22 protein-coding genes, 2 pseudogenes and 2 riboswitches are annotated in these 26,576 nt (G+C 37.9%); of the genes and pseudogenes, 17 read left to right on the top strand and 7 right to left on the bottom strand.

The features are described 5' to 3' along the window. Positions 1-37: 37 nt before the first annotated feature. From RCG17_RS26255 to qoxA, 5 genes are all read right to left on the bottom strand, one after another. On the bottom strand, positions 38-2,104 hold the full coding sequence (locus RCG17_RS26255; protein WP_374120873.1) for a peptidoglycan D,D-transpeptidase FtsI family protein: 2,067 nt from the start codon (positions 2,102-2,104) through the stop codon (positions 38-40). A gap of 142 nt (positions 2,105-2,246) precedes the next feature. Further along, positions 2,247-2,537: a cytochrome aa3 quinol oxidase subunit IV gene (qoxD, locus tag RCG17_RS26260; RefSeq protein WP_308172952.1), complete on the bottom strand. Its 291-nt coding sequence runs from the start codon at positions 2,535-2,537 to the stop codon at positions 2,247-2,249. Between the two features lie 4 nt (positions 2,538-2,541). Beyond that, entirely contained in the window at positions 2,542-3,144 is a 603-nt protein-coding gene (gene qoxC, locus RCG17_RS26265) for a cytochrome aa3 quinol oxidase subunit III (protein ID WP_308172953.1), read from the bottom strand. After that, on the bottom strand, positions 3,134-5,113 hold the full coding sequence (gene qoxB / locus RCG17_RS26270) for a cytochrome aa3 quinol oxidase subunit I (RefSeq protein WP_308172954.1): 1,980 nt from the start codon (positions 5,111-5,113) through the stop codon (positions 3,134-3,136). Before qoxB ends, qoxC begins: the two co-directional genes overlap by 11 nt. Then, positions 5,113-6,111 (bottom strand): cytochrome aa3 quinol oxidase subunit II, encoded by a 999-nt coding sequence (qoxA, locus tag RCG17_RS26275; RefSeq protein ID WP_308172955.1) that lies wholly within the window; start codon positions 6,109-6,111, stop codon positions 5,113-5,115. The genes qoxB and qoxA overlap by 1 nt, the downstream gene beginning before the upstream one ends. A 296-nt stretch (positions 6,112-6,407) precedes the next feature. On the opposite strand from qoxA, the gene RCG17_RS26280 reads away from it, so the two are divergent. Together RCG17_RS26280 and RCG17_RS26285 are read left to right on the top strand one after the other, a co-directional pair. Then, positions 6,408-6,719: an iron-sulfur cluster assembly accessory protein gene (locus RCG17_RS26280; protein ID WP_308172956.1), complete on the top strand. Its 312-nt coding sequence runs from the start codon at positions 6,408-6,410 to the stop codon at positions 6,717-6,719. A gap of 420 nt (positions 6,720-7,139) precedes the next feature. Then, positions 7,140-8,293, top strand: a pseudogene (locus RCG17_RS26285) (M20 family metallopeptidase). A 43-nt stretch (positions 8,294-8,336) separates the two neighbouring features. Here the strand turns inward: RCG17_RS26285 and RCG17_RS26290 are convergent. Then, positions 8,337-8,537, bottom strand: a complete 201-nt coding sequence (locus tag RCG17_RS26290; protein ID WP_308172957.1) for a cold-shock protein — start codon at positions 8,535-8,537, stop codon at positions 8,337-8,339. 134 nt (positions 8,538-8,671) lie between these two features. Here RCG17_RS26290 and RCG17_RS26295 point away from each other — a divergent pair, with 134 nt between their 5' ends. From RCG17_RS26295 to katA, 3 genes are all read left to right on the top strand, one after another. Continuing rightward, positions 8,672-10,354, top strand: a complete 1,683-nt coding sequence (locus tag RCG17_RS26295; protein ID WP_308172958.1) for an ABC1 kinase family protein — start codon at positions 8,672-8,674, stop codon at positions 10,352-10,354. A gap of 219 nt (positions 10,355-10,573) precedes the next feature. Beyond that, positions 10,574-10,975 (top strand): hypothetical protein, encoded by a 402-nt coding sequence (locus RCG17_RS26300; protein ID WP_308172959.1) that lies wholly within the window; start codon positions 10,574-10,576, stop codon positions 10,973-10,975. A 192-nt stretch (positions 10,976-11,167) separates the two neighbouring features. Next, positions 11,168-12,628, top strand: coding sequence for a catalase KatA (gene katA / locus RCG17_RS26305; protein ID WP_308172960.1), 1,461 nt, complete (start codon positions 11,168-11,170; stop codon positions 12,626-12,628). A 44-nt stretch (positions 12,629-12,672) separates the two neighbouring features. On the opposite strand, the gene RCG17_RS26310 is transcribed toward katA, so the two are convergent. Continuing rightward, positions 12,673-13,542 carry a DMT family transporter gene (locus RCG17_RS26310; RefSeq protein ID WP_308172961.1) on the bottom strand — a complete coding sequence of 290 codons (870 nt, stop codon included), beginning with the start codon at positions 13,540-13,542 and terminating at the stop codon, positions 12,673-12,675. Between the two features lie 233 nt (positions 13,543-13,775). Here RCG17_RS26310 and RCG17_RS26315 point away from each other — a divergent pair, with 233 nt between their 5' ends. From RCG17_RS26315 to RCG17_RS26370, 12 genes and pseudogenes are all read left to right on the top strand, one after another. Continuing rightward, positions 13,776-14,270 carry a GyrI-like domain-containing protein gene (locus RCG17_RS26315; protein ID WP_308172962.1) on the top strand — a complete coding sequence of 165 codons (495 nt, stop codon included), beginning with the start codon at positions 13,776-13,778 and terminating at the stop codon, positions 14,268-14,270. Positions 14,271-14,453: 183 nt separating this feature from the next. Continuing rightward, on the top strand, positions 14,454-15,860 hold the full coding sequence (hemY, locus tag RCG17_RS26320; protein WP_308172963.1) for a protoporphyrinogen oxidase: 1,407 nt from the start codon (positions 14,454-14,456) through the stop codon (positions 15,858-15,860). A 79-nt stretch (positions 15,861-15,939) separates the two neighbouring features. After that, positions 15,940-16,086: riboswitch (FMN riboswitch) on the top strand. 118 nt (positions 16,087-16,204) lie between these two features. Further along, positions 16,205-17,302: a bifunctional diaminohydroxyphosphoribosylaminopyrimidine deaminase/5-amino-6-(5-phosphoribosylamino)uracil reductase RibD gene (ribD, locus tag RCG17_RS26325; RefSeq protein ID WP_308172964.1), complete on the top strand. Its 1,098-nt coding sequence runs from the start codon at positions 16,205-16,207 to the stop codon at positions 17,300-17,302. Position 17,303: 1 nt separating this feature from the next. Continuing rightward, positions 17,304-17,963 (top strand): riboflavin synthase, encoded by a 660-nt coding sequence (ribE, locus tag RCG17_RS26330; RefSeq protein ID WP_308172965.1) that lies wholly within the window; start codon positions 17,304-17,306, stop codon positions 17,961-17,963. 14 nt (positions 17,964-17,977) lie between these two features. Beyond that, positions 17,978-19,171 (top strand): bifunctional 3,4-dihydroxy-2-butanone-4-phosphate synthase/GTP cyclohydrolase II, encoded by a 1,194-nt coding sequence (locus RCG17_RS26335; protein ID WP_308175965.1) that lies wholly within the window; start codon positions 17,978-17,980, stop codon positions 19,169-19,171. Positions 19,172-19,229: 58 nt separating this feature from the next. Next, positions 19,230-19,700 (top strand): 6,7-dimethyl-8-ribityllumazine synthase, encoded by a 471-nt coding sequence (gene ribE, locus RCG17_RS26340; protein ID WP_308172966.1) that lies wholly within the window; start codon positions 19,230-19,232, stop codon positions 19,698-19,700. A gap of 47 nt (positions 19,701-19,747) precedes the next feature. Next, positions 19,748-20,321: pseudogene (locus RCG17_RS26345) on the top strand (HAD family acid phosphatase). A 131-nt stretch (positions 20,322-20,452) separates the two neighbouring features. Then, positions 20,453-20,642: riboswitch (cobalamin riboswitch) on the top strand. Between the two features lie 122 nt (positions 20,643-20,764). Continuing rightward, positions 20,765-22,579: a DUF4430 domain-containing protein gene (locus tag RCG17_RS26350; RefSeq protein WP_308172967.1), complete on the top strand. Its 1,815-nt coding sequence runs from the start codon at positions 20,765-20,767 to the stop codon at positions 22,577-22,579. Positions 22,580-22,658: 79 nt separating this feature from the next. Beyond that, positions 22,659-23,375 (top strand): DUF4430 domain-containing protein, encoded by a 717-nt coding sequence (locus RCG17_RS26355; RefSeq protein ID WP_308172968.1) that lies wholly within the window; start codon positions 22,659-22,661, stop codon positions 23,373-23,375. Between the two features lie 12 nt (positions 23,376-23,387). Next, on the top strand, positions 23,388-24,263 hold the full coding sequence (locus RCG17_RS26360; protein WP_308172969.1) for an energy-coupling factor transporter transmembrane component T: 876 nt from the start codon (positions 23,388-23,390) through the stop codon (positions 24,261-24,263). Beyond that, positions 24,245-25,879 carry an ABC transporter ATP-binding protein gene (locus tag RCG17_RS26365; RefSeq protein ID WP_308172970.1) on the top strand — a complete coding sequence of 545 codons (1,635 nt, stop codon included), beginning with the start codon at positions 24,245-24,247 and terminating at the stop codon, positions 25,877-25,879. The genes RCG17_RS26360 and RCG17_RS26365 overlap by 19 nt, the downstream gene beginning before the upstream one ends. After that, positions 25,858-26,556 carry an ECF transporter S component gene (locus tag RCG17_RS26370; RefSeq protein ID WP_308172971.1) on the top strand — a complete coding sequence of 233 codons (699 nt, stop codon included), beginning with the start codon at positions 25,858-25,860 and terminating at the stop codon, positions 26,554-26,556. The genes RCG17_RS26365 and RCG17_RS26370 overlap by 22 nt, the downstream gene beginning before the upstream one ends. Positions 26,557-26,576 lie beyond the last annotated feature (20 nt).

Below are 26,576 nucleotides of genomic sequence, written 5' to 3' on the forward strand. Positions count from 1 at the left end.
ACTAATAAAAATAGGCCGAACAAGGTTCAGCCTATTTTTAATGCGATTTCCCCCTTAATTCGAAGTACTTATCTAGCACTCTCCGTCCAATCTTGACATTAATTCGATTGTCCTTTTCTCCTTGAAAGGCCCAAGGTACTAGTACCGCCATCGCTACTTCAGGTTTGTTGCTTGGAGCATAACCTACCAAACTAAGATTCATGACAGGCGGGGGCTCTTTACCGAATTTATTTCTTTGTGGTCCATCATAAAAGGCCTGAGCTGTTCCAGTTTTTCCTGCGGGAGAATAGGTTGTATCTTTGAAATATTCAAACGCCGTACCGCCAGGCTCTTGCATGACTTTTTTAAATCCAAGGTGCACCCGATCTAACCATTCTCTTTTTACATCAATACTGTTAAGGACAGTTGGATGTATTTCTTTAAGAACTCCTCCGATTTTGTCTGTTCCATCTTGAGGTTCCCGTAACTGTTTTACCAAAAATGGCTTCATCCTATACCCGCCATTTGCGATCGTAGAAACATATTGAGCCAACTGCATGGCTGAATAGGTATCATACTGCCCGATAACAAGATCGAGCATAAACCCAGGAAGGTTACTGGTACCTTTTAAACCACTTTGTTCATTTGGAAGATCAATCCCTGTACGTGTGCCAAGTCCAAATGCAGCAAAGTGATTTCTTATTTTTTCCATGGCATTGGGATCTCCAAGTTTCAGAGGTTTGTTAAATTCATAGCAGCCTTTTGCTACTCTGATGGCAGTATGGAACATATAAACATTTGATGACTTTTTTAGAGCGTTAATATCATTAATAGTACCTAGGTAAGTATAAGATTTTTTTAACGGAGTCCCTTTAATTTTTAAACCTCGATCATCAAAAACAGTTCCTGGTAAAATTGCTCCTGTCTTATATCCTGTTAACACAGTAGCACCTTTGACAGTAGAACCAACATTATAGGTTGTTGTAAATGTTCCTAGAGCGTCATCACTCATTTCAGTTTGTCCAGTTTGTTTATTCCGTTCTATTCTTTTTCCAGCCATTGTTAATATTTCACCGGTGTGTGGATCCATTAAGACAACATAAGCCCGATCAAGAAGGGTTGTTCTAGGGAACTTTTTTGCCGCCCACATTTCTTCTTCGATAATTTTTTCAACAGCCATTTGTAAATCCATATCAATGCTAAGGACAAGATCTTTACCCCTATTTCCATCAGATATTACTTGAGATGCAATAACATTTCCACTAGCATCGGTTAAATTTCTTATTTTTGATTGATGACCATGTAAAACATCGTCATATTGCATTTCAAGATAACTCTTCCCAACACGCTCATTATGGCTGTAGCCTTTTGTTAAAAAATATTGGAGTTGCTCTCTTGGCAGTCCTTCATCTGATTTGGTTACAATCCCAATAACTGATTTAAGCGTTTCATTATATGCGTAGTACCGTTCCCAATCGGTTATGGTATCTACACCTGGAAGTGATTGTAGATTTTCACTCACAATAGCAAACTCATGAGGGCTGACCCCATCATTTTTTACGATATGGGGTGTGGTTTCATCGGCCAGATTGAATTCACGGTAAATTGATAAGACTTCGAGATCATCCTGACTTAGCTGATTTAATTCATCATTGGTAATTCGGTTTAGTTTTAATTGATAAATTTCTTGATCAGATAATTGATTGATTTTATAAAGTGCTTTTTCCTGTTTCGTTATTTTACCTTCTGCTAGCTTTGGATTTTTTAACATCCAAAAATCTTTTTTGTCACGCTCGGTAATTTTATCTGTATTTTTATCAATTAATTGTGCAAGTCTTTCTGCAGTCTTTAAGATTTCTTCCTGGTTTGTACCGACTTTTCGATAGATAATTGCGCTTATGGGGGTGTTGTCGACAATGACTTTTTCATTACGATCTAGCATTTTTCCACGTGGTACGGGATTGGTAATCGTAAGATCTTCTTTACGTGCTAATTCACGTTTGAAACTTTCACCATAAACAATTTGGAGCATTCCCAGGCGCAAGATTAGAAGAGAAAACAATAAAAAAACGCTAAAGATGATGACATTTAATCGGAATGGAGAAACGGTAATTTTCTTTTCCAAAATATTCTCACATCCTTTGGCAGTAATGATTCAGACTAGGATATTATTTCCACATTAAAATCAAATATGTATATAAAAGAAAGTAGGAAATGAAAAAAGCCAGCGGTCCTGATAAGTCAGGGGAGCTGGCTTTTAAATAGTATTACATAGAGAATGACATTACCCATATGGATCCAAACACTACTACGAGTGCAAGGAAAATGGCGTAATAAATATTTATTGCTTTGGCACCATCTTCTTCACCATCTTTTAAGTGCATGAACATAAAAAGCTGCATACCGGCTTGAACGAACGCCATGGTGCCGATTATATACATAATGGCCGTAACAGATAATGATGTCTTTAATGCGATGAAAAGTGCTGCAAAGGTTAACACTAAGGATGCAACAAATCCATATACTTGGGTAACTGGGAATTTTTTTGAATGATCCATATACTTACACCATCCTTCCCAAATAAACAAAGGTAAAGATGAAAATCCAAATTACATCAAGGAAGTGCCAGTACAAGCCAATAATGAAAGTTTTGCGAGCTGTAACCGAATCAATACCTCGTTTAGCAATCTGCAGCATTACCATGATCCCCCAGCCAATACCAAGGCTGACGTGCATTCCGTGTGTTCCTAACAGAGTAAAGAAGGCAGAGTAGAAAGCATTGGTTTGTAATGTTGCACCTTCATGAACGTATTTGATAAATTCAGTAACTTCAAGTCCTACGAAAGATGCACCTAGCAATAGAGTTACACCAAACCAAGCTAAAAGACCTTTCTTGTTTTTACGATGCATTTCATAAACGGCTAGTCCGCAAGTGAAACTACTAGTTAACAGGATAAGTGTTTCAGCCATAACACCATTGATTTCAAATAATTCTTTTGGTGAAGGCCCCCCCATTGTAGAACCTTTTAATACACCAAAGGTAGCAAAAAGAGTAGAAAACAAGATAATCTCTGCACCTAAGAAGATCCAGAAGCCAAGAATATTCAAACGGCTTTGTTCTGTTTGGTATTCAATTGAAAGCGAGTTATTGACATTAGCCGACATTATTATTCACCTCTTTATCGGTATTTCTCCAAGCAGTTTCAATCCTTTTAATTTCATCTGTACGAATATGATAACCGTCATTGTTCTGGAAGGAACGGGTAATTAAACAGCCGATTATGCCGACAACTGTAACAAGAGCAGCGGTTTTTGCTTCAAAAATTAAGAAGAAACCGGCGACGCCTATGATCGTTGCTGTGATAAACGGAAGCCCTGAATTACTAGGCATATGAATTTCCTTAAGCTCAGTTTCGTCAAGTGTAAGTCCTTCTTTATTTTTCTTCATATACCAAAAAGCATCGAGAGATTTAACTTCTGGTACTTTTGCAAAATTGTAATATTGAACAGGTGAAGCGGTTGCCCATTCAAGGGTTCTTGCATCCCATGGGTCGCTGCCGATATTGCGATCAGCATAGCGGGCACTCCAGTAGATGTTGTAAACGAACGTAAGAATACCAACCATAAGGATTACTGCTCCAACTGCGGAAAGCATCATTAATGGCCCAAAACCGGTTGAAGCAGAGTACGTGTATGCACGTCTGACTGCACCATCTAAACCAAGGAAGAACATTGGCATAAATGTTAAATTAAAACCAACCATTACAGACCAGAAAGCGGTTTTTCCGATTTTTTCGTTTAAAATATGACCGAACATTTTTGGCCACCAATAATGTAAGCCAGCAAAGATGGCAAATACAACACCTGGAATTAATGTATAGTGGAAGTGTGCCACTAGGAATAAAGAGTTGTGATACTGATAGTCAGCTGCACCCATTGCAAGCATAACCCCGGTGATACCACCGATTAGGAATAACGGGATAAAAGCAAGTGACCACAGCATGGCTACTGTGAAGCGAATGCGGCCTTTACGCATTGTAAACAGCCAGTTAAACATTTTAACTCCAGTCGGAATCCCAATCATCATCGTTGTTACTGAGAAAATGGAGTTAACCGCAGGTCCTGCACCCATTGTAAAGAAGTGGTGTACCCAAACAATTACACTTAAAAAGGTAATTAAAATAATTGAAAAAATCATTGACTTGTAACCAAAGAGTACCTTACGAGAGAAGGTTGAAATAATCTCAGAATACATACCGAATGCTGGAAGTATTACAATATATACTTCAGGATGTCCCCATAACCAGAACAGGTTCGCCCACATCATTGCATTTCCACCGCCGCTGACTGTAAAGAAATGAGCACCAAAAATACGATCCATTGCTCCTAAAGCAAGTGCAACAGCGAAAATTGGAAATGTTGCCCAAATGATGATACTGGCAACAAAAGAAGTCCAAGTGAACATCGGAATTTTCATCCAAGTCATGCCAGGCGCTCTCATTTTTATGATTGTCGTTATAAAGTTAATCCCGGTCATTAATGTTCCGATACCGGCAATCTGAACGGCAATAAAGTAGAAATTATTCCCGATCCCCGGTGTAAATTCTTTTCCTGCAAGAGGGAAGTAAGCTGTCCACCCAGCATCAGGTGATCCGCCAATAACAAATGAAAGGTTAAATAACATTGCTCCGGCAAAGGTTAACCAAAAGCTTAATAAATTTAATTGTGGAAAAGCAACGTCACGTGCACCGATTTGCAGTGGTATAGCCACATTCATTAAACCGATTAAAAAGGGCATTGCTGCAAATAAAATCATAATAGTGCCATGGGTTGTAAAGACTTCGTTATAATGCTGTGCGTCCAGAAAGTGCTCATTTGGTGTAGCTGTTTGCGCTTTCATCAAGATACCGTCAATACCGCCTCGGGCAAACATGATAATCCCAACAAGGATATACATGATCCCAATACGTTTGTGGTCTACAGATGTAAACCATTCATTCCATAGCCATTTCCATTTCTTAAAATACGTTACGCCAACAAGAATACCAAGCATTGTTAAAACGATGGCAATTTGTGAACCAAAGATTAGTGGATCTCCGGTAATTAATACTTTATCCCACTGAATTCCAAACATTAATTTTCACCTCCGGTTGTTGAATTGCATACTTTTGAATTATTGGTTTTTAAAGGTTCAGATGCTTGGCCATCTATTTTCATGTTCATTGGCTGCTCTTTAGGCTCTTTAAAAATTTGTCCAGGATAGTCATGATTTTTGTAGAGTTCTGGGAAGGTGTAGGTTTTCGAATCCATCTTAGAGTGGTCGACAAATGCAAGGTGTGTGTTTGAGAAAGTCTCGCGGCCAATATTGGATGGTTTTAATAAAGCAACATAGTTTTTTTCTGTTAATTTAGGTGCTTTGTTTTTTACATCTGCGATCCATTTAGCAAAATCCTGTTGAGATTTGGCTTCGACGGTGAAGTCGTCTTGTGCATATCCTTTACCATTAAAGTTGGTGTTTTTACCGATATATTCACCAACCTGATCAGCTGTAAGGATCAATTGAGTTCGCATTTTCGCCATGCTGTATTTTTGACCACCTAATTCCGGTACCCAAAATGATTGCATCGTTCCTGCGGATGTAAGCTCAAATTTAACAGGTGTGCCAACAGGAATATTGACGTAGTTAACGGTTTCAATTCCTTGCTCAGGATAACTGAAAATCCATTTCCAATCTGCTGATGTAACATTAATTGTAATCGGCTTCTTATTTTCGTAGCCTTTTGGAACTTTTTCAAGGCTGTAGATGGTTGTAATAGTTGGAATGGTTAATAAAGTTACAATAATTACTGGGATCATTGTCCACGTTATTTCCAACTTTGTACTTCCATGTTCTTCAGGCTCGTAGTTTTTGTTATTTGCCGTTTCACGGTATTTCCAAACAAACACCACGAATAAAACAATTACAGCAACTACAATGATTGTCATTAGAAGTAGTGACCAGTTGATTAAATGCATAATATCTCTTGCTGCAGGCCCTTTTGGATCGAACACTTTTAGAGTAGTGTCGCATCCGCTTAACAGTAAAATCGGAATAAGAGCTAAAGATGAAATGAGTAAGCCCTTTTTGGACATTTAGTCCTTCCCCCCTCCATTGTTCAAAAATTGTAAAAATGTTTCTTTGGTGTTGTGACATTTTCCACTTACAAAATAGTATTTTTGTGAAATGGATGTTGTTTCCATGGTTGAATATTATCACAAAACTGTGAACGAAAATGTGACAATTTTTTGACATTTATTTGCAAAAATACCTCAATTCGAAATTATCTTAAAATAGCTAGTAAACTAGTTATGTCTTTGTTTTTTGAAATGATCATGAGATAATAATTGTGATTTTTAAAAAGAAATACATAAGAATAGGAGCAATACCGATGAAATGTAAAATTAATCGAAACGCTGCAAAAGAATTAAAGAAAATGCTGGCAAAAGAAGAGGCCGAAGGTAAGATGGTTCGGGTTTATGTCACCCATATGCACGGTGATCATGCTCATTATGATCTAATGTTGGACACTCCAACTGAAAACGACGAAGTGGTAAAGACGGATAAGGATATTGACATAATCCTCGAAAAGGGACATGAATACTTAGATGGGGTTTGGATCCAATATTTTTATGTTCCCCAGGAAGAATGGGTTATTACAAATCCAACTAAAGACGCAGATGGTCATGGACATCATCATTAATTAGTATAAATAGAAAGAATGGGATAGGCTGCTGTATAAAATAACTAGCCGATAGGAACTAGTTATTGTTATTCGGCCAATTCAAAATCATCATTTTTAATGATATAAAAAGAGAGCCGGAGATATTATTTGATATCTCTAGCTTTTTTTTATATATTTTTCATGAATAGTTAGAATACTCCCGTTTAATATAAAATAATTATGTTAACTAGGGATTGCTACGAAACGCTGTTTTTATGTTTTCTAATATAACAAATGGGATTCCAAGGATAAATGTTTTAACGTTCTGGATAACTTGTTTTTTGTGTGAAAATGAACCAATATTGTCAAAGATTATCGATTATTGGTATTCGCTTTGTTAAATAATAGTGATAAGGGGCTATGAACTTGGACAAATTTCTTTTTAATAACTTGAATGAAATGGCAGAAAAAATAAATGAGGATGTCATAGGCTGGAGGAGACATTTACACGAGCATCCAGAATTATCTTTTGAAGAGGAAAAAACGGCACAATTTGTTTATGATATTTTGTCTTCTTTTGGAAATTTGGAACTTTCTCGCCCAACAAAAACAAGTGTTATGGCACGTTTAATAGGTGATCAGCCTGGAAAAACGATGGCAATTCGCGCTGATATGGATGCGCTGCCCATACAAGAAGAGAATACGTTTTACTTTGCTTCAAAAAATCCTGGAGTCATGCATGCCTGTGGTCATGATGGACATACAGCCATGTTACTGGGAACAGCCAAAATTCTATCAGGTTTAAAAGAAGAAATAAATGGAGAGATCCGCTTCTTTTTCAGCATGCCGAAGAGCTTTATCCGGGCGGGGCAGAAGAAATGGTTCAAGCCGGTGTTATGGATGGTGTTGATCTTGTTATTGGGGCACATTTGTGGACGCCGATTCAAATAGGTAAAATAGGAGTTGTCTATGGTCCAATGATGGCTTCACCTGATACTTTTTGGATCACTGTAAAGGGGCAAGGCGGACATGCTGCGATGCCGCATCAAACAATTGATTCGATTGCTATTGCGTCGCAAATCGTAACAAATCTTCAGCATATTGTTTCCAGAAATACGGATCCACTTGATCAATTGGTCATTTCAGTTACACAATTTATAGGTGGAACAACCAGTAATGTGATCCCTGGGTCAGTAGAGATGTGTGGAACAGTGCGCTGTTTTGATCAAGACCTTCGCGAATCTATACCCCGTAAGATGGAGCGTGTGATAAAAGGGATAACGGATGCCCACGAGGCGGACTATAATTTTACTTATGAATTTGGCTATCGTCCGGTGGTTAATGATGATGAGGTAACGAAAATACTTGAGGAATCTGTTGTAGAAGTCTTTGGGGAAGAAGCACTTGACCTTACTCGTCCCAATATGGGAGGGGAAGATTTCTCAGCATTTCAGCAAAAGGCTCCAGGTGCCTTCTTTTTTGTTGGTGCGGGAAATCCCAAAAAAGGGAGTGCATATCCACATCACCACTCTCGTTTTACAATTGATGAGGATGCGCTTCAAATAGGTGTAAAGACATTTCTTCACGCATCATTTAAGTTTTTGGAGAAATAGAAAAAAACAGACTCTTTACAGAGTCTGTTGGATTATTCCTATTTTAGGCTTTGCGAAGATTTACTGCCTGTGGTCCTCGTTGACCTTGTTCAATTTCAAAGGTTACCTCTTGACCTTCATCAAGAGTTTTGTAACCTTCACCTTGAATTGCGGAAAAATGAACAAATACATCTTCTCCGCCTTCACGCTCGATAAAGCCAAAACCTTTTTCACTATTAAACCATTTTACTTTGCCATGTTCCATTACTTATGCCTCCTACAAATTACCATTTGTGCTTTTGCTATTATTGAACATTTTTGTTCAATAAGCCAAGTTTATCCGAGTAACCAATTTTTTATACAAAATATCTTTAAAAGAAATTAAAGGAAGTGCTTTAAGTGATCCGAAAAAGGATTCGTCATCTACAACGATACCGTGAAATTGTGAATGCTTTTATTCGCCACGGTTTTGGATTTACTATTAAAGAATTGGGCCTTTCTGAACTGCTATCCTTTCCAAAGAGACTTTTCCCAGAAGGAACGAAAGGTTCATTTAATAAATCGACAGGTGAACGAATTCGACTCTTTCTGGAGGAGCTTGGGCCAACGTTTGTTAAAATTGGCCAGGTTGCCAGCACAAGATATGATGTTCTTCCCGCTGATATTATTTCAGAATTAGAGAATTTGCAGGATCAAGCCCCTCCGTTCCCATATGAAAATGTTCAGAAAATTATCGAAGATGAGCTCGGCCATCCAATTGCAGATCTTTTTAAAGAGTTTAACGAGGAGCCGCTTGCTGCTGCATCAATAGGACAAGTGCATTATGCCGTTCTAAAGACAGGAGAGCCGGTAGCGATTAAAATTCAACGTCCAAATATGAAAGGAACGATTGAAACAGATCTGGAGATTCTTCAAGATTTAGCCCTTTTAGCTGAACAACGCCTTGACTGGGCAGCACACTATCAAATAAGGGATATTGTAGATGAATTGGCTAAATCACTTCTGGAAGAATTGGATTATTCAATTGAGGGGCGGAATTCAGAGAAAATTGCTAATCAATTCAAAAATGATTCAGGAATTGTTATTCCTAAGGTATATTGGGAGTATACCACCAAAAAAGTACTAACAATGGAGTATGTGGAAGGAATCAAGCTGAATGAAGCTGAAAAGCTGAAAGAAGCTGGTAACAACCCAAAAGAACTTGCCAAAAACGTTGTGAATTCCATCCTTAAACAAATATTAGTCGAAGGCTATTTTCACGGTGATCCACACCCGGGGAACGTCTTAGCATTACCAGGTGATGACCTTGTTTTTCTCGATTTTGGTATGGTTGGCCGATTATCATCTGAAATGAAAAATAACCTTGCCTCTTTGGTTATTGCGCTGATGAGAAAAAAAACAGATGATGTTGTAAAATCAATTATGCATATGGGAATTGTCCCTGAAGATATAGATGTTATGAGCTTGAGAGCAGATGTTGACCGCCTATATGAAAAATACTATGATGTTGCGTTAAGTACGACCAGTTTGGCTCAAGTTATTGGTGATTTATTTGCAGTTGCCTATCGTCACCATATCCGCATTCCCTCAGATTTAACCTTATTAGGCAAAACATTGCTTACGATGGAAGGGATGGTTGTAAAACTCGATCCAGAAATAAGCATCTTGAAAGTTGCTGAACCTTTTGGAAAACGGCTGTTAATGGAACGATACGAACCAAAAAAGGTAGCTGGAAATGTCTGGGATCAACTTGTAGAAATGGGCGGATTTGTTAATGATTTACCAAAGACCTTAAACGAAATCTCGCTATTATTAAAAAAGGGTAAGGTTAAACAAGAAATTTCGTTTCCTGATAGTGATAAGATTATAAATAAACTTAATCGTATAAGTAACCGAATAGCATTTAGCATCAGTTTGCTATCATTTAGTATCGTTTTTATGGGTCTTATAATCGGTTCATCGCTTTCTGGAAAAACATCAACATTTCTGCTAAAAATACCGACTGTTGAAATTGGTTTCGGGGTAACGGTATTTATGTTTTTATTTCTTATATATTCCATTTTTAAGTCGGGGAAATTCTAAAGTAACTAGTATTTACTAGTTGCTTTATTTTTGTATATTTTTTGAACGCAATTGGTCTTTCTTTTTCTAATATTTATTAATGATATAATGAATATGTAGCTTTAATACAAACACAAATGTTTTGGCAGCAGGATAATAAGAGGGGCTGTCTTTTTTGTTGTACTAAAAAGGTAAAGCAAATTTTGAGAAGTCAATCCAAACAGTAAAGGGGTGGTCGGGATGGAAACCTGGAAAAGCCAATTAATGGATGGGATTGAAGATTTACAGCCTTATCTAGAAAGCAAGGAAATTAATTCTTACGAAGCTGTAAAAGAATATTTTAAAAATGTGTTCAGTAATTTTTTAAATCGCGTGGAGGAAAGTAAATCAGGTATAACTGAAAGAAAACATGAACTTTATCTATATTTGGGTAACCTGTCAATGGCTGTAATTGACCAAGAAGATACTATAACAGTTTGGTCATTATCATCCAAAGAAAGTGGGATTATTGCAATCCTGGACTTTGAAAAAGGACATTGTTTTGTTAAATATGTAAATCCAATTAGAATTGTATATTTAAGCGAAAGTGAAATTGAAAAAATTTTCGAACAAGGATTTTTGCAGTCGATACAGGGTCATTAATTTATTAAGGGGACAAACCTTGTTGTATATACCGAGGAATTGTCTCCTTTTTTTATAATCTTGGAATGATTCCTATTTAGAGTTAATACCCTTTATTAGATACTAAGCATTCGTAATATCTGTCGTAATATTATTTATTGAATACTTTTACTATTAATCCAATTTACCTAAATTTGTTTACGAGGTGATAGGATGAGTAATGAGAAGAAAAAATTAACAACTGGTAATGGTGCGCCGATTGGCGATAATCAAAATTCAATTACTGCAGGAGCGCAGGGACCTACTCTAATTCAAGATGTTCATTTACTTGAAAAATTAGCACATTTTAATCGGGAACGTGTACCAGAGCGGGTTGTACATGCAAAAGGAGCAGGGGCGCATGGATTTTTTGAGGTGACAAAGGATTTATCTAAATTTACAAAAGCGAAAGTTTTTAATAGTGTTGGAAAGCGAACACCATTGTTTATACGATTCTCAACTGTTGCTGGTGAACTAGGTTCAGCAGATACCGTTCGCGACCCAAGAGGATTTGCTGTGAAGTTTTATACTGAAGAAGGCAACTACGATATCGTTGGTAATAACACACCTATTTTCTTTATTCGTGATGCAATTAAATTTCCTGATTTCATTCATACTCAGAAAAGAGATCCAAGAACACACTTGAAAAACCTTACTGCCATTTGGGATTTCTGGTCACTGTCGCCAGAGTCATTACACCAAGTTACCTATTTGATGGGAGACCGAGGTATACCGGCAACCTTACGCCATATGAACGGATATGGGAGCCATACTTTTAAGTGGGTGAATCATGAAGGAAAAACAGTGTGGGTAAAATACCATTTTAAAACAGAGCAAGGGGTAAAAAATTTAACAACTGAAGCTGCAGCTAAGATTGCGGCGGAAAATCCTGATTATCATACTGAAGACTTATTTAATGCAATTGAAAAAGGTGACTATCCTGCATGGAAGCTTTATGTTCAAATTATGCCCATAGAGGATGCAAATACGTACAAATGGGATCCGTTTGATGTGACAAAAGTGTGGTCACATAAGGATTATCCATTACAAGAGGTTGGTAGGATGGTCTTGAATCGAAACCCGGAAAACTATTTTGCCGAGGTGGAACAGGCAACCTTTTCACCTGGTACAATGGTTCCCGGAGTAGAGCCTTCCCCAGACAAAATGCTTCAGGGAAGATTATTTGCCTACTCTGATGCACATCGCTACCGTGTGGGTGCCAATCATAATTTATTACCGATTAACCGCCCAAAAATCGAAGTAAATAACTACCAGCGGGATGGGTCGATGCGCTTTGATCATAATGGCGGCGGATCGGTTTACTATGAGCCAAACAGTTTCAGCGGGCCTGAAGAGGTGCCAGATCAAAAACAAACTTCATTTGCAGTAAGCGGTCTTGCAGAAAGTGCAGCCTACAATCATCATGATCATTATACTCAGGCAGGGAATCTTTTTCGTTTAATGTCAAAAGAAGAACGAGTAAGATTGGTGGATAATATTGTTGCCGCAATGAAACCGGTTGAACGTGAAGATATTAAACTTCGCCAAATTCAGCACTTTTATAAAGCAGATCCAGAGTTTGGTGAGTGCGTTGCGAATGGGCTTAAATTATCAGTGCCTCAAAAAACAAAATAGTAAAAATTCCCTTGTCACCATAGTGACAGGGGAATTTTGTGATTTTATTTTGAATATCTTGAAAATATAAAACATCCAGCTATAACAATGATACTGCCTGCGAATTCGGCCCATTTGAGCGTTTCATGTAAAATAAAAAAGGCGAGGATCGCTGTAAAGATCGGATTAAAGTTCAAAAAGATCCCAGCTTTTACGGTCCCAATCTTTTGTACACCAATATTCCACAGAGTCATACAAACAACAGTAGAAACAACTCCTGTATAGACAATTGCAAGGATGAATGGAACATCTATATTTGTAATCTGAAAGCCTTTTAAGTTAAATGGTAATAACATTACGACTCCAAAAAAACCTGAATAAAAGGTTGCTATAATAGGCGGCACTTTTTTCATTGCCCACTTGGCCATAACAGAGTAAATTCCCCACAGCATAACGGCTGCAACCATCCATAAATCACCATTATTAAAATGAAGGGACAAAACTCGGTTGAGTGAACCCTTTGACAGGACAATCAATACGCCAAAAAGCGATAAAAGCATCGCCAGCAATTGCTGGAATTTTATTTTTTCATGAAGAAAGAGGGCAGAAGCAAGAGCAATGGTAAGTGGATTTAATGTAGAAATCAAACCAGTATTGATCGCTGATGTTTGGGCAATTGCTAAAAATTGAAAGATATTAAAAAGAACTACGCCTGTAACCCCCATTAACAATAATGGTAGAATAGAATCTTTTGATGGAAGCATTTTTCCGCCATTTTTTTTTAACAAAGGGAACAGGACGACGATGGCAATGGTCCAACGCAATATTGTTAACATAAGGGGCGTAGCATGACCGATAAGAAACTTGCTATAAACAAAATTCCCTCCCCAAAGAAAGCTCGTTAACAGTAGTATCAAGACGTAAAATATAGGCATTTAAGGGTGCTCCTTTGGATTTAAATGCAGCAAAACCTTTTCTTAAAATTTGAGTCTATATTCTCAAAAACTATTTTATCAAATTTTAAAATATTGAGATATAATAATATTAAGAATTGTAAAATACAACCAATCTTTTTGATACTTCTAAAAATAAACTCTATCAAAAAAAAGTTTACCCTTAGGGATAAAATAATCACTTAAAAAATATGATGTGATAAGGGGGGATTATTTTGGACATTCGAGTGATTGAAAGGGAAGAAATGAAAGTTGTTGGCATTCCGTGGAATGGAACCTATGCACAAATGGATCAAATTCCATTTCTATTTGCCAGGATGAAACAACGCTCTGATGAGGTACTCTTTCAAAGGAATCAGAATATTTTTATAGCTCCCTTCCATGGGAGAGAGACGGAACTGACGTATTATGTCACTGTGCCGGTTGAAGAGATTACTTATATACCTGAAGGAATGACTGGTTTTACCATTCCAGAAAAAAATTATGTATTTTGTACACACAATGGAATGGCAGCGGAGATTGAACATACATACCAAAGGATAGAGGCTTGGATGGAGGAATACGGCTATGAACAGGACAATCAGGCTCTTAGTTTAGAAGTTTATAACTCTAATATAAATGAAATTGACTTTTCTGATGAGTTGATAAAGTTTGAAATCTATATTCCTGTAAAGAAATACAGTAAAATTCAGTATAAGTATAACTTTTAAGATCAAACCAGAGTTAGAATTCCAAACTTTTTATTACAATTAGCTGTCTTTTCATAAAAAACATATAAACATTTGATAAAATATAAACATGAGGAAAGTTTGTCTTCCTCATGTTTTTTATTAATCGTTGTGAAATATTGAACAAAATGATAATTTTGATTCTTCCTAGATGGGCGTGATCATATGAAAAATAAAAAGGTAGTTGTTATTGGCGGAGGCATTACAGGGATGACTGCTGCATATTTTTTGCAGAAAGAAATAAAGGAAAAGTTACTTCCCTTAGAGGTAAAATTGATTGAATCAAGCAATCGCCTTGGTGGTGTTATTCAAACAATTAGAAAAGACGGTTTTATTATTGAAAAAGGCCCTGACTCGATCGTTGTCACAAAGAAAAGCGGGCTAAAATTAATTGAAGAAATCGGTTTAAAGGAGCAAGTCATCTATAACATTGCTGGTAAATCGTATATTTATGCCAGAGGAAAATTGCATACAATGCCAGAAGGTTCTTATATGGGAATACCAACAAAGGTTACTCCATTTGCGGTTTCAAGTCTATTTTCTCCATTAGGTAAAATGAGAGCTGCTGGTGATTTTATATTACCGAAAGGGAGACCACAAATCAATCAATCACTTGGGCTGTTTTTTAGAAGACGTTTAGGGGATGAAGTGGTAGAAAACTTAATTGAGCCTTTATTATCAGGTATCTATTCCGGTGATATTGACGATTTGAGTTTGATGGCATTGTTTCCAAATTTCTACGAAATGGAGCAAAAACACCGCAGTCTTGTGTTGGGTCTAAAACACACAGTTCCAAAACGGAAAAAGCCAGTTAAAAAACAAGGTTCCCGAAAAGGAATGTTTATTTCTCTCAAAAATGGCCTTGAAACATTAATAGAGGAATTAGAAAAACAGATTGATAAGGAAACAATCCAAAAAGAAACAAGTGTTGTCAAGATTGTAAAAGGTCCTTCTGGTTATGAATTGACCTTAGCAGATGGGAAAATTGAAAAAGCAGATATTGTTGTGATTACAACCGGTCATCATCTTGCCCAACAAATGCTTAAAGATTATTCTTTTATGGATATATTCAAAACGATGCCAGCAAATTCACTTGCAACAGTTTCTATGGCATTTCCAAAATCCAAGATTCAAGATGATATCGAAGGATCAGGATTTATTGTTTCAAGAAATAGTGATTTTAGAATCACTGCTTGTACTTGGACGCATAAAAAATGGCCTGGAACTACTCCTGATGGAAAAGTATTACTTCGAACTTATGTTGGAAGAACAGATGACCAGGAAGCGGTTAACTTAAGTGATGAAGAAATTATAAAAATTGCCTTAAATGATTTAAATAAAACCATGAATATTACGGAAAAGCCTGAGTTTACAATCGTAAGCCGCTATAAAAATATGATGCCCCAATATAATGTCGGACATTTACAAATGATGGAAGGTGTAAAACAGTCTCTGGCAAGTGAACTGCCAGGTGTATTCCTAGCAGGAGGATCTTTTGAAGGATTGGGGATTCCAGGATGTATCGACCAAGGTGTGAATGCCGTTGACAGGATCCTAAAATTTGTTGAATAATAACAGAATTTTGATTATGCCAGGAGTTATGGTTTCCTTTTTATAAAATAAAGAGATATAATGAACATAACAAAATCGAATATTCCTTCGGGGTACGGTGAAATTCCGAACCGGCGGTGATGAAGCATCTGCTTCTTAGTCCGTGACCCGGTTAACTTTTTGTTAAACGGTGGATCTGGTGAAATTCCAGAGCCGACAGTAAAAGTCTGGATGGGAGAAGGAAAAAAGCAGGTTTAAAATGGGAAAAAACTCCGATTTTAAGCCCTTGTTTCACATTGCCTTTTTAATGACCCTGAAGTTATTTTCTTCAGGGTCATTTTTATTTTCGATAGAGGTGAGATTTTTTGAATCATTCCGATTATATGAAGCTTGCTTTGGAGCTTGCAAAAGGCACCATTGGACAAACATCACCTAATCCAGTTGTAGGAGCAGTCTTAGTTAATGACAATCAGATCGTTGGAATGGGTGCCCATTTAAAGGCAGGAGAACCTCATGCAGAAGTTCATGCGATTCATATGGCAGGCGAAAAAGCGGCAGGAGGAACACTGTATGTAACACTTGAACCCTGCAGTCATTATGGCAAAACGCCGCCATGTTCTGATTTAGTCATTAAAACAGGAATAAAAAAAGTATTCGTTGCAACCACTGATCCCAATCCAAGGGTTGCCGGTACCGGTATTGACCGAATGAAAAAGGCTGGAATTGAAGTAGAGATTGGCTTACTCCAATCTGAGGCACGAGAACTAAATAAAGTGTTTTTTTATAATATTCTAACCGGACTTCCATTTGTAACGCTTAAAACGGCTGTTAGTCTTGATGGGAAAACCGCAACTGTTACAGGGGAAAGTAAATGGATAACCGGTGAGGAAGCGAGAATGAATGTTCATCATTGGCGGCACAAACACGATGCCATACTAGTAGGGATTAACACAGTACTGAAAGACAACCCAAGCCTAACCACAAGGCTTCCGGCTGGTGGTAAAAACCCAATCCGAATTATTTTGGATACCCATTTGCGTACCCCAAAAGATGCAAATGTCATAACTGATCAACGTGCACCGACGTGGATCATTACTGGTACAAGTATATTACCCGAACAAGAAGAGACATTTAAATCAGCTGGAATAGAGATCATCAAAATGCCTAGTACAAAAATTGATATTAAACAGTTATTAAAAGTTTTAGGTGAGAGAGGAATTACATCTTTATTTGTGGAAGGCGGTGCTGAGGTTCATGGCAGCTTTCTTAAGGAGCAGGCTTTTCAGCAAGTGCTTACATATATTGCTCCAACATTAATTGGCGGAAAAACGGCTCCAACCTCTTTTGCAGGAAGCGGATTCGAAAAAATGACAGATGCGGTTTCATTAACGATTAAAGAAGTAAAAAAAATAGGAAATGATCTCCTTGTTATTGCAGAACCTATTATAGAAAGAGGTTACTGATATGTTTACTGGCATTATTGAGGAAATTGGTTTAGTTGAGGGTATAAAGAAAACTGGAGAAGCATTTGTTCTGTCAATAAACGCAAAAAAAGTGCTAGAGGGAGTCCAACTTGGAGACAGTATCTCAGTAAACGGGGTTTGCTTAACCGTAACATCTTTTTCAAACAGCCGATTTACGGTGGATGTCATGCCCGAGACGGTAAAGGCAACTAGTTTAAAGGACCTCAATAAAGGGTCAAGGGTCAATCTTGAAAGGGCGATGGCGGCAGGTGGCCGATTTGGTGGCCATTTTGTTTCAGGGCATGTTGATGGTACAGGAATCATAAAGAGTAAACAGCCATTTGAAAATGCCGTTTATTATGAAATAGAAGCACCGAAGGAAGTACTAAAATTTATTGTTTTAAAGGGTTCGATTGCAGTTGATGGGACAAGCTTAACTGTTTTTGGTGTAGCGGAGGATACTTTCACTATTTCATTAATACCGCACACACTTTCTGAAACGGTTTTAGGATTTAAGGGAAAGGGGGATATCGTAAACTTGGAATGCGATATGATTGGCAAATATGTTGGTCATTTTTTAACAAGTCGATCCAATCAAAATAATCTCCAAAAAAAGTCAAGTATTACAGCCCAATTTTTGGAAGAAAATGGATTTAAATGATAGGAGTGATTATGATGTTTGATAAAATTGAAGAAGCCCTAGAAGACTTAAAACAAGGGAAAATCATCATTGCTTGCGATGATGAAGATCGAGAGAATGAAGGAGACTTTATTGCGCTGGCTGAAAAAGCTACCCCAGATGTCATCAATTTTATGGCTACAAATGGACGTGGACTCATTTGTGTCCCGATCGAAGAAGAATTAGCTCAAAAGCTGGATTTAATGCCAATGGTTACTGTCAACACTGATTCTAATCATACTGCCTTTACAGTCAGCGTTGATCATAAGTTTACAACAACTGGAATTTCTGCTTATGAACGTTCTGCAACAGTTTTAAGTATGCTTGACCTAGATGCAAAGCCTAATGATTTTAAACGACCTGGTCATATTTTTCCGCTTATTGCTAAAAAGGGCGGAGTTCTTCAAAGAACAGGGCATACGGAAGCAGCAGTCGATGTAGCCAGATTATGCGGGGCAAAACCTGCTGGTGTCATTTGTGAAATAATGAATGATGATGGAACAATGGCCAGGGTCCCCCAGCTTCGAAAATTAGCTGATCAATTTGGTTTAAAATTGATTACGATTAAAGACTTAATTGAATACAGAAATCGCGAGGATAAGCTAGTTAAACGGGAAGTTGAAGTCAAATTGCCGACAGAGTTTGGTGAATTCACAGCAGTGGGTTACTCAAATATTGTAGATGAAAAAGAGCATATCGCACTAGTAAAGGGGGAGATCGATCCTGAAAAACCAATTTTGGTGCGAGTGCATTCTGAATGCTTAACAGGAGATGTTTTTGGTTCCTATCGATGTGATTGCGGTCCACAGCTGCACGCAGCCTTAAAGAAAATAAATGAAGAAGGCAATGGGATCCTTTTATATATGCGTCAAGAAGGAAGAGGAATTGGACTTTTAAATAAGCTGAAAGCTTATAAATTGCAAGAACAAGGATTAGACACAGTTGAAGCAAATGAAAAACTTGGATTTCCCGCAGACTTAAGGGAATATGGTCTTGGAGCTCAAATATTAAAAGATCTCGGTATTACGAAATTACGTTTGTTAACCAATAATCCTCGAAAGATCAAGGGTTTAAGTGGATACGGGATGGAAGTGGTAGAAAGAGTTCCCCTGCAAATGCCAATGAGAGAAGAAAATGAAAATTATTTAAGAACTAAGCATGATAAACTGGGGCACCTATTACATTTGTAAAACATTTTGTACCATTCCAGAGGAAAAAATATAGGTTGAAAATATGGAGGGATAATAAATGGGTAATATTTTTGAAGGAAATTTAGTTGGTACTGGATTAAAAGTTGGGATCGTCGTTGGCCGTTTTAATGAATTTATTACAAGTAAACTGCTAGGCGGTGCGCAGGATGCCCTTAAACGCCATGGTGTTAACGAGGAAGATGTTGATATTGCTTGGGTTCCCGGGGCTTTTGAGATTCCATTAATAGCCCAAAAAATGGCTGAAAGTAAAAAATATGATGCAGTGGTCACACTTGGTACAGTAATACGCGGGGCGACACCACATTTTGATTATGTTTGCAACGAAGCAGCAAAAGGTGTTTCTGCTACATCTTTAAAAAGTGGCATTCCAGTCGTTTTTGGTGTACTAACAACCGATTCCATCGAACAAGCAATTGAAAGAGCAGGAACAAAAGCAGGAAATAAGGGTTGGGATGCTGCGTCCGCTGCAATTGAAATGGCAAATCTGTGCAGATCGTTCGAACATTAATTCAATTATTCTCCTAATGAATTAATCGTGTAAAAGAGGGGGATTAAATGAAACTTGGTTTTGATGTTGATGATACATTAATTAATCTGAGGGAACATGCCTTTCATCTGTATAAGCGAAGACTAAAAAAGGATGTTCCCATTGAGGCTTTCCATGCCCTAAAAACAGTAGCCATCCACAAATCATTTGGTTTGACTGATGAGGATGGTAGAAAAATGTGGATGGATAACAGAGAAGAAATCTATTTTACAGATTGTCCTCCCTTTCCATTTGCAGTTGAAGTATTGCAGGAACTTGAAAAAGAGGGTCATGAAATCTTTTACGTGACATCAAGGCAAGGGGATTACTGCCAAAGGACAAAAGAATGGCTGCAGAATGCCGGATTTTCCTGTTCATGATGACCGATTCTTTTGCGGGATGAAGGACCCTGAAAAGGTTCGAATTATTAACGAATTGGGTATTGATTATTATTTTGATGACAAGCCTGCGGTTTTGGAAACGCTAATAAACGTGAAGACCAAGGTTTACGTCAAAAGCCATCCCTATAATCAGCATCTTCAATTACCCAGGATTGAGAACTGGTCAGAACTAAAGGAAATTCTAGAAAAGGAAGGAAAGTAATGTCGAAGTTTTGCTGAAAAACAGGTAGATCCAATTGTGGAATACGTGTTTTTTAGCGAAAAGTGACATAAATATTCTGGAAAAACATGTACAAATAATTCAATATAAAGCTATAATAGCTTTAGCATAAAAAAATAGATTCAAAAACAGGTGCTATAATCTTTTATAGATTCTTAGCTTAATAGGGAAGTTTGGTAAAAGCCAACGCGGTCCCGCCACTGTAAATGGGAGCAACCTATATTAGCCACTGTCAAATTGATGGGAAGGCATAGGGAGCAATGATCATGAGCCAGGAAACCTGCCTGTTTTTACTCACCAAAGCCTACGCGGATAGGAGGGTGTTAAGACAGAATGTTTTATTCTTCTTAACCTACATACCACCTCCTCCTTCATCGGGGGATTTTTTTATGAAAAAGTTTTTTTATTAGGATGGAGTGAGAAACATGATTGAAAAGAGGTACACCAAAGTAGCTTTGATGCTTTTGCTTGTATTTACTTTATTTTTCGGTGGATTTCAGGCTCTGCCTGCTGCAGCCGCAGCGGCACCAATTGGAACGGGGTCACTTTTAGTTGAGGGGAGCCAGGAAACAGGGACCTTATTATCTGAAACACCTATACAATATGTACAAGACGAAACAGCATTCGATGCTTTAGTAAACACGGTAGGAGCTAAAAATGTAGATGCTTCTGATACATCCCTTGGAAAATCAATAAATGGCATTATGGGTCTGAGTTCAAAGGATACATATTATTGGGCATTTTATGTGAATGGGATTGCTGCGCCTGTAGGTTCCAGCAGTTATAATGTCCATGATGGGGATAAATTAAGTTTCCGACATGTTGATTGGACAAAGCCATCAGATTCAGTTTCTTTAAAAGTAATCGGAAATAATGGCCAAAGTCTTTATGATTCTTCCCCATATAATATTGGTATTGTCGGCCAGCCTACGGCCCTTCAGTTGTTGCAGGTCACCCTCGGCTCTGACAAAATAGGCTTACAGAATACCCAATATGGTCCAATGATTATCAGCATTGATGGTACTTCCGCACAAGGAAACAGTTATTGGGCATTCTACGTTAATGGTCAATACGCCAGCGTTGGAGCCGACAGTTATAAACTTCAGCCGAATGATAAAATTACATTCAAACTTGAAACATACACACCAACTGGTGACAACTCTAATTCCAGTGGGGATTCGAACTCCAATGGGGGATCCAACAATAATAATTCCGCATCTTCCAGCGAGTCATTATCATCAGTTAAATTGCAACAGGCTATTGATTCAGCAAGTGAATATACTCTTAAAAATTGGTCTGATGACAATATCTGGGGAGCGATTGCTTTAAAACAAACGGGTAAAATAATTCCGTCCAGCTTCCTTTCAAGTGCTAATCAGCTTGTTCAAAAAAATAGCGGAAAGTTTCATTATATAACTGATGCTGAAAAGTACACACTTGGGATTCTTGCAGCAGGTGGGGATTCGACCAATATTTCCGGTTATAATTTAGTCCAGAACATTTATAATGGCGATGTTACAAAACAAGGTACGAATGGTGAAGTGTATGCGCTAATATCCCTGGGCAGTACTGATTTCCCGATTCCTTCTTCCGCAACATGGACGAAAGAAAAATTAATTAATCAACTCCTGAATACTCAGCAGCAGGATGGCCATTGGTCATTAAATACCACTGATTCATCTAGTGACATTGATATTACTGCAATGGTACTAGTTGCTCTTGCACCATATAAGGATCAGACAGAGGTAAAAGATCATATTTCTAAAGCTTTGGAATATTTATCGTCACAATATCTTGCATCAAAGGTAGATAACAGTTCAACTGCTGCCCAAATCATCTTGGCACTATCTTCGCTAGGAATAGATGGAAATGGTCCAACCTTTATAAAGGATAATGTCAGCATCATGCAATATTTAATGTCCTTTCAACAGAATGATGGAGGCTTTGGCTATAAGGCAGGGAATACAAGCGATACCTTTTCAACTCCACAAGCATTTGAAGCTCTTGCAGCTTATCAAATGTATAAAGGTGGAAAAGGATATCTCTATCATCTGCCTATTTCGCCCAATGGCATTGAACAAGCACCACCTATACAGACAAAACAAAGTCAAGCTGTAGGCAATAAAGGCAACGCATTGCCAAATACTTCAACAAATGCAGAAAACATGGTGCTTGCAGGTTTATTGCTCATTCTGGCTGGAACAATACTGGTTTATTTCCAACGAAAAAGAAGGGCATAATTTTGCCAAGAGTATCCCTCCTGCTTTCAAAGCTCGAGGGGTCTTTTCATGCAAAACGAATGGAAGGAGTTTTTTTAAAATGACACACTGTTTTCACAAATCAATTTCCTTAATTCTTACTTTTTTATTACTCATTAGTTTAATTGGCTGCAGTTCATCATCATCTTCCAAAAGTGAGACTAACGACCAGAAAACGAAAGTAACGCAAGCAAAAAATGATAAAAAACAGAAAGATCCTACGGGTGAAACTAGTAAGCAGGTACAAGCTGCTGGCACAACAAATCAACCAAACACTGCTAACGCAAATACTCAAGCCGTAGCTGCAAAGCCAGAAACAAACCAGCAAATTGCAGCTGCAAAGCCTAGTTCACCGGCACAGGTTGCACAGCCATCTAAACCCAAGACAACTGCAAATACAGCTCCTAGCCAACAGACAACGTCACCAGCACCAGTAGCATCAGCAGCACCAGCAGCTCCTGTACAAACTGTCAAAATATCAATTACAGGGCCAAAAGATCGACCTACCATTCTAAATTTGACAACGGTAAATATAAAAGGCAATGAAACAATTCTTGATGTACTCCTGGATGCAGCAGGAAAGAATAATATAGATGTAGATAAAACAGGCAGTGGAGCGACAGCTTATGTAAGAGGAATTGATGGGATTTATGAACGGGATTATGGGGCAATGAGCGGCTGGATTTGTAAACAAAATGGGACAGGAATAGCGAAAAGTGCTGGGGCCATTACAGTTAAAGCTGGAGATCAAATAGAATGGATTTATAAAGAAAACTAGCTGGAGATAACAATGAAAAATTTTAAACGGATGCATCCGCTTGTTTCGTTTTGCTATTATGTTGGTGCTATATCCTTAATGATTAACCTGCAGCATCCTATTTTTTTAGGGGCTGCTTTGCTTATCATCATTGCGATTAATTTTTTAGAAGATCGCCTAAAAGGATTAACACACTGGTTGTTTTTTATGATCACTACTGGGATTTTAATCATTGTTCTTAACCCAATCTTTAATGAACGCGGCCGTCATGTATTATTTGAGATTTTTCAACATCGGATTACCTTGGAGGCCACAGTCTACGGGGTCATGAACGCCCTTCTTATTATTGGAGTCATGGCACTGTTTGTTTCGTACAATGAGGTAATGTCACCAAATAAGCTTTTATACTTATTTTCAAAATTTCTGCCGCAATTTGCTGTATTGTTGATGCTAACGCTTCGTTTTATCCCTTTGATGAAAAGAAGATTAGCTGAAATTTCTGAGATCCAAACGAGTAAGGGACTTTCGATGTTACATGGAAGATGGATGGATAAAGCAAAAACAGGTATACTTTATGTTCAGGTGCTGCTGGTGTATTCACTTGAAGAAGCGATTCAAACGGCAGATTCCATGAAAGCGCGGGGATACGGTCATGGTAAACGTACATCATATGAGTATTTTATCTTTAAAAAAAGAGATCTTTTTGCGCTGCTTTATCTTCTTGTAGTTTTTTTGTTGGTATTAATAGGAAGGATGAAAGGGTATGGATATTTAACGATTTACCCCGTTATGGAGTCGACCTTAATCTCTCCCAGTGAATTCTTCTTTCTATTTCTTTACCTTTTATTTTTAAGTTTTCCGCTTGTTGCGGGTGTGGGAGGATACGTCAGATGGCGGTTATCAAACTAGAAAATTATTCATTTACATATCCAGATGCAAATAAGCCAGCCATTGATCGTCTATCTCTCGAAGTAGAAAAAGGTCAATTTGTCGTACTTTTTGGGTCATCAGGTTCGGGAAAAAGCACATTATTAAGATTATTAAAAAAGGAAATTCAACCGCATGGCAAACTTTCGGGAGAACTCTTTATAAATGGTTCATTAATTGATGATACTGCCGAACTCTCAAAAGAGATTGGCTTTGTTTTTCAAGACCCGGAAAATCAACTGGTAGCCGATGACGTTCTCCATGAACTCGTTTTTGGACTGGAAAATACGGGCCTTTCAACAAATAAAATGAGAAGCAGATTGGCAGAAATGGTCCATTATTTTGGGGCCGAATCCCTCTTGCATCGAAAAACAAGTGAGCTATCGGGAGGAAAAAAACAACAAATTAATCTGGCTTCCGTGCTTCTTATGCAGCCTGAAATTCTCTTGTTAGATGAACCAACATCACAACTTGACCCTGTAAGTGCTCGTGAATTTTTGGATATGCTCATCAGGCTGAACGAAGAATTTGGCATGACCATTATTATGGCCGAACATCGGCTTGAGGAAGTATTTACTCTTGCAGATAAAATTGTCATGATGGATAAAGGCCAAATTGTTCACGAGGGGAATCCGAGTGAGGTTTTGAAGAAACTATGGAATTCTCCGTTTCAAGACTATGTTCCAAGTATTCCAAGCTTATTTTTAACGATGAATGGTCAAGGGTCTCTCCCATTATCAGTGAGGGAAGGAAGAAACTGGATTCAACCATTCTCGTTTAAAAATAAACCTCTTAAACATATTCCTGAAAAGAAAGATGAAATCCTAAGAGCAAAAGAAGTTTCTTTTTATTATGAAAATAAAGCTGAAATGGTCTTAGATGATTTGAATTTCACGCTTAAAAAAGGAGAATTTTATGCTCTTTTAGGCGGTAATGGGTCCGGCAAATCAACGCTACTTAAACTTTTAGCAGGACTATTAAAACCACAGAATGGTAAAGTTTTTTTACAAGGAAAGCCATTAAAATCATGGAATCATAATGAGATCATTAAAAGAATTGCATACCTGCCACAAAATCCAAAACTACTTTTTATCCAGGACTCGCTTGAAAAGGAGCTGGATCAAACGATGAAAATGTGGGGGAATTATGATGGGCAACAAATGCAAAATATGCTGCAGAGATTCGGTCTCTCACATTTGCTTTCCCACCACCCTTATGATTTAAGCGGCGGTGAGATTCAAAAGGCGGCAATGGTTTGCTTGCTCATACGAAAGCCTGAAATCCTTCTGCTCGATGAGCCAACGAAAGGTTTGGACCCAATTTCGAAACATAACTTGGCTAATATCCTTCAAGAACTTACTAACCAAGGTATCACAATCTTGATGTCTACCCATGATGTGGAATTCTCGGCTCTTTATTCATCCAAATGTGGGATGGTGTTTCAAGGGCAAATAACTTCTGAAGAAACCCCGGAAAACTTTTTTAGTGGGAATTTCTTTTATACAACGATGATTCAAAGGCTTTTCCGCCTTATCCCAGAAAATCGGATTTTAACCGTGGAGGAGGCGGCCAGCTTATGCACATTCATCGAATCCTAAAAAACATCCTATTATTTATTTTGCTGGCAGTTATTTTATGTTTGTCATTAATCTGGCAGAATCATTATATTGGCTTGAGTATTTGTTTTGTTGTTGTCTCGATGGTATTTCTCCTCTATCGGTTTGAAAAAAGAAAGATTGAAGCAGGGGAACTTGTCCTGTTAGCAGTTCTTGCTGCTATTGCAGCAGTTGGCAGAGTTCCGTTTGCGAGTATTCCCAGTGTTCAGCCAACAACCTTTGTGATATTGATGTCAGGTTTTGTTTTTGGAGCAGAGAGTGGCTTTGTCATTGGCGCTACCGCAGCGCTTGCTTCCAATATGATTTTAGGTCAGGGCCCGTGGACGCCTTGGCAAATGGCAGCTTGGGGATTGGTAGGATTTACTGCGGGTCTGCTTCGTCATACTTCATTTATGAAAAGAACTTGGGGGAGAATAATTTTTGGAATTGTTTGGGGCTTTTTATTTGGCTGGATCATGAATATCTGGGGCTTTTTCTCTTTCGCACAATCTGAAGGAACAATGTCGATTAAGGCACTTATTTCCTATTTTGCTGCAAGTTCTCTGTTTGATTCCATGCACGCGATTTCGAATATCTTCTTTTTACTCATATTTGGTAATATTTGGATAAAAAACTTATCCAGGTTTAAAAAAAAATATGGTTTATTTGATGAAAAATAAAAACTCCTTCCAGATTGTTG

The sequence above is a fragment of the Neobacillus sp. PS3-12 genome, assembly GCF_030915385.1.
GTDB lineage: Bacteria > Bacillota > Bacilli > Bacillales > Cytobacillaceae > JAEVLT01.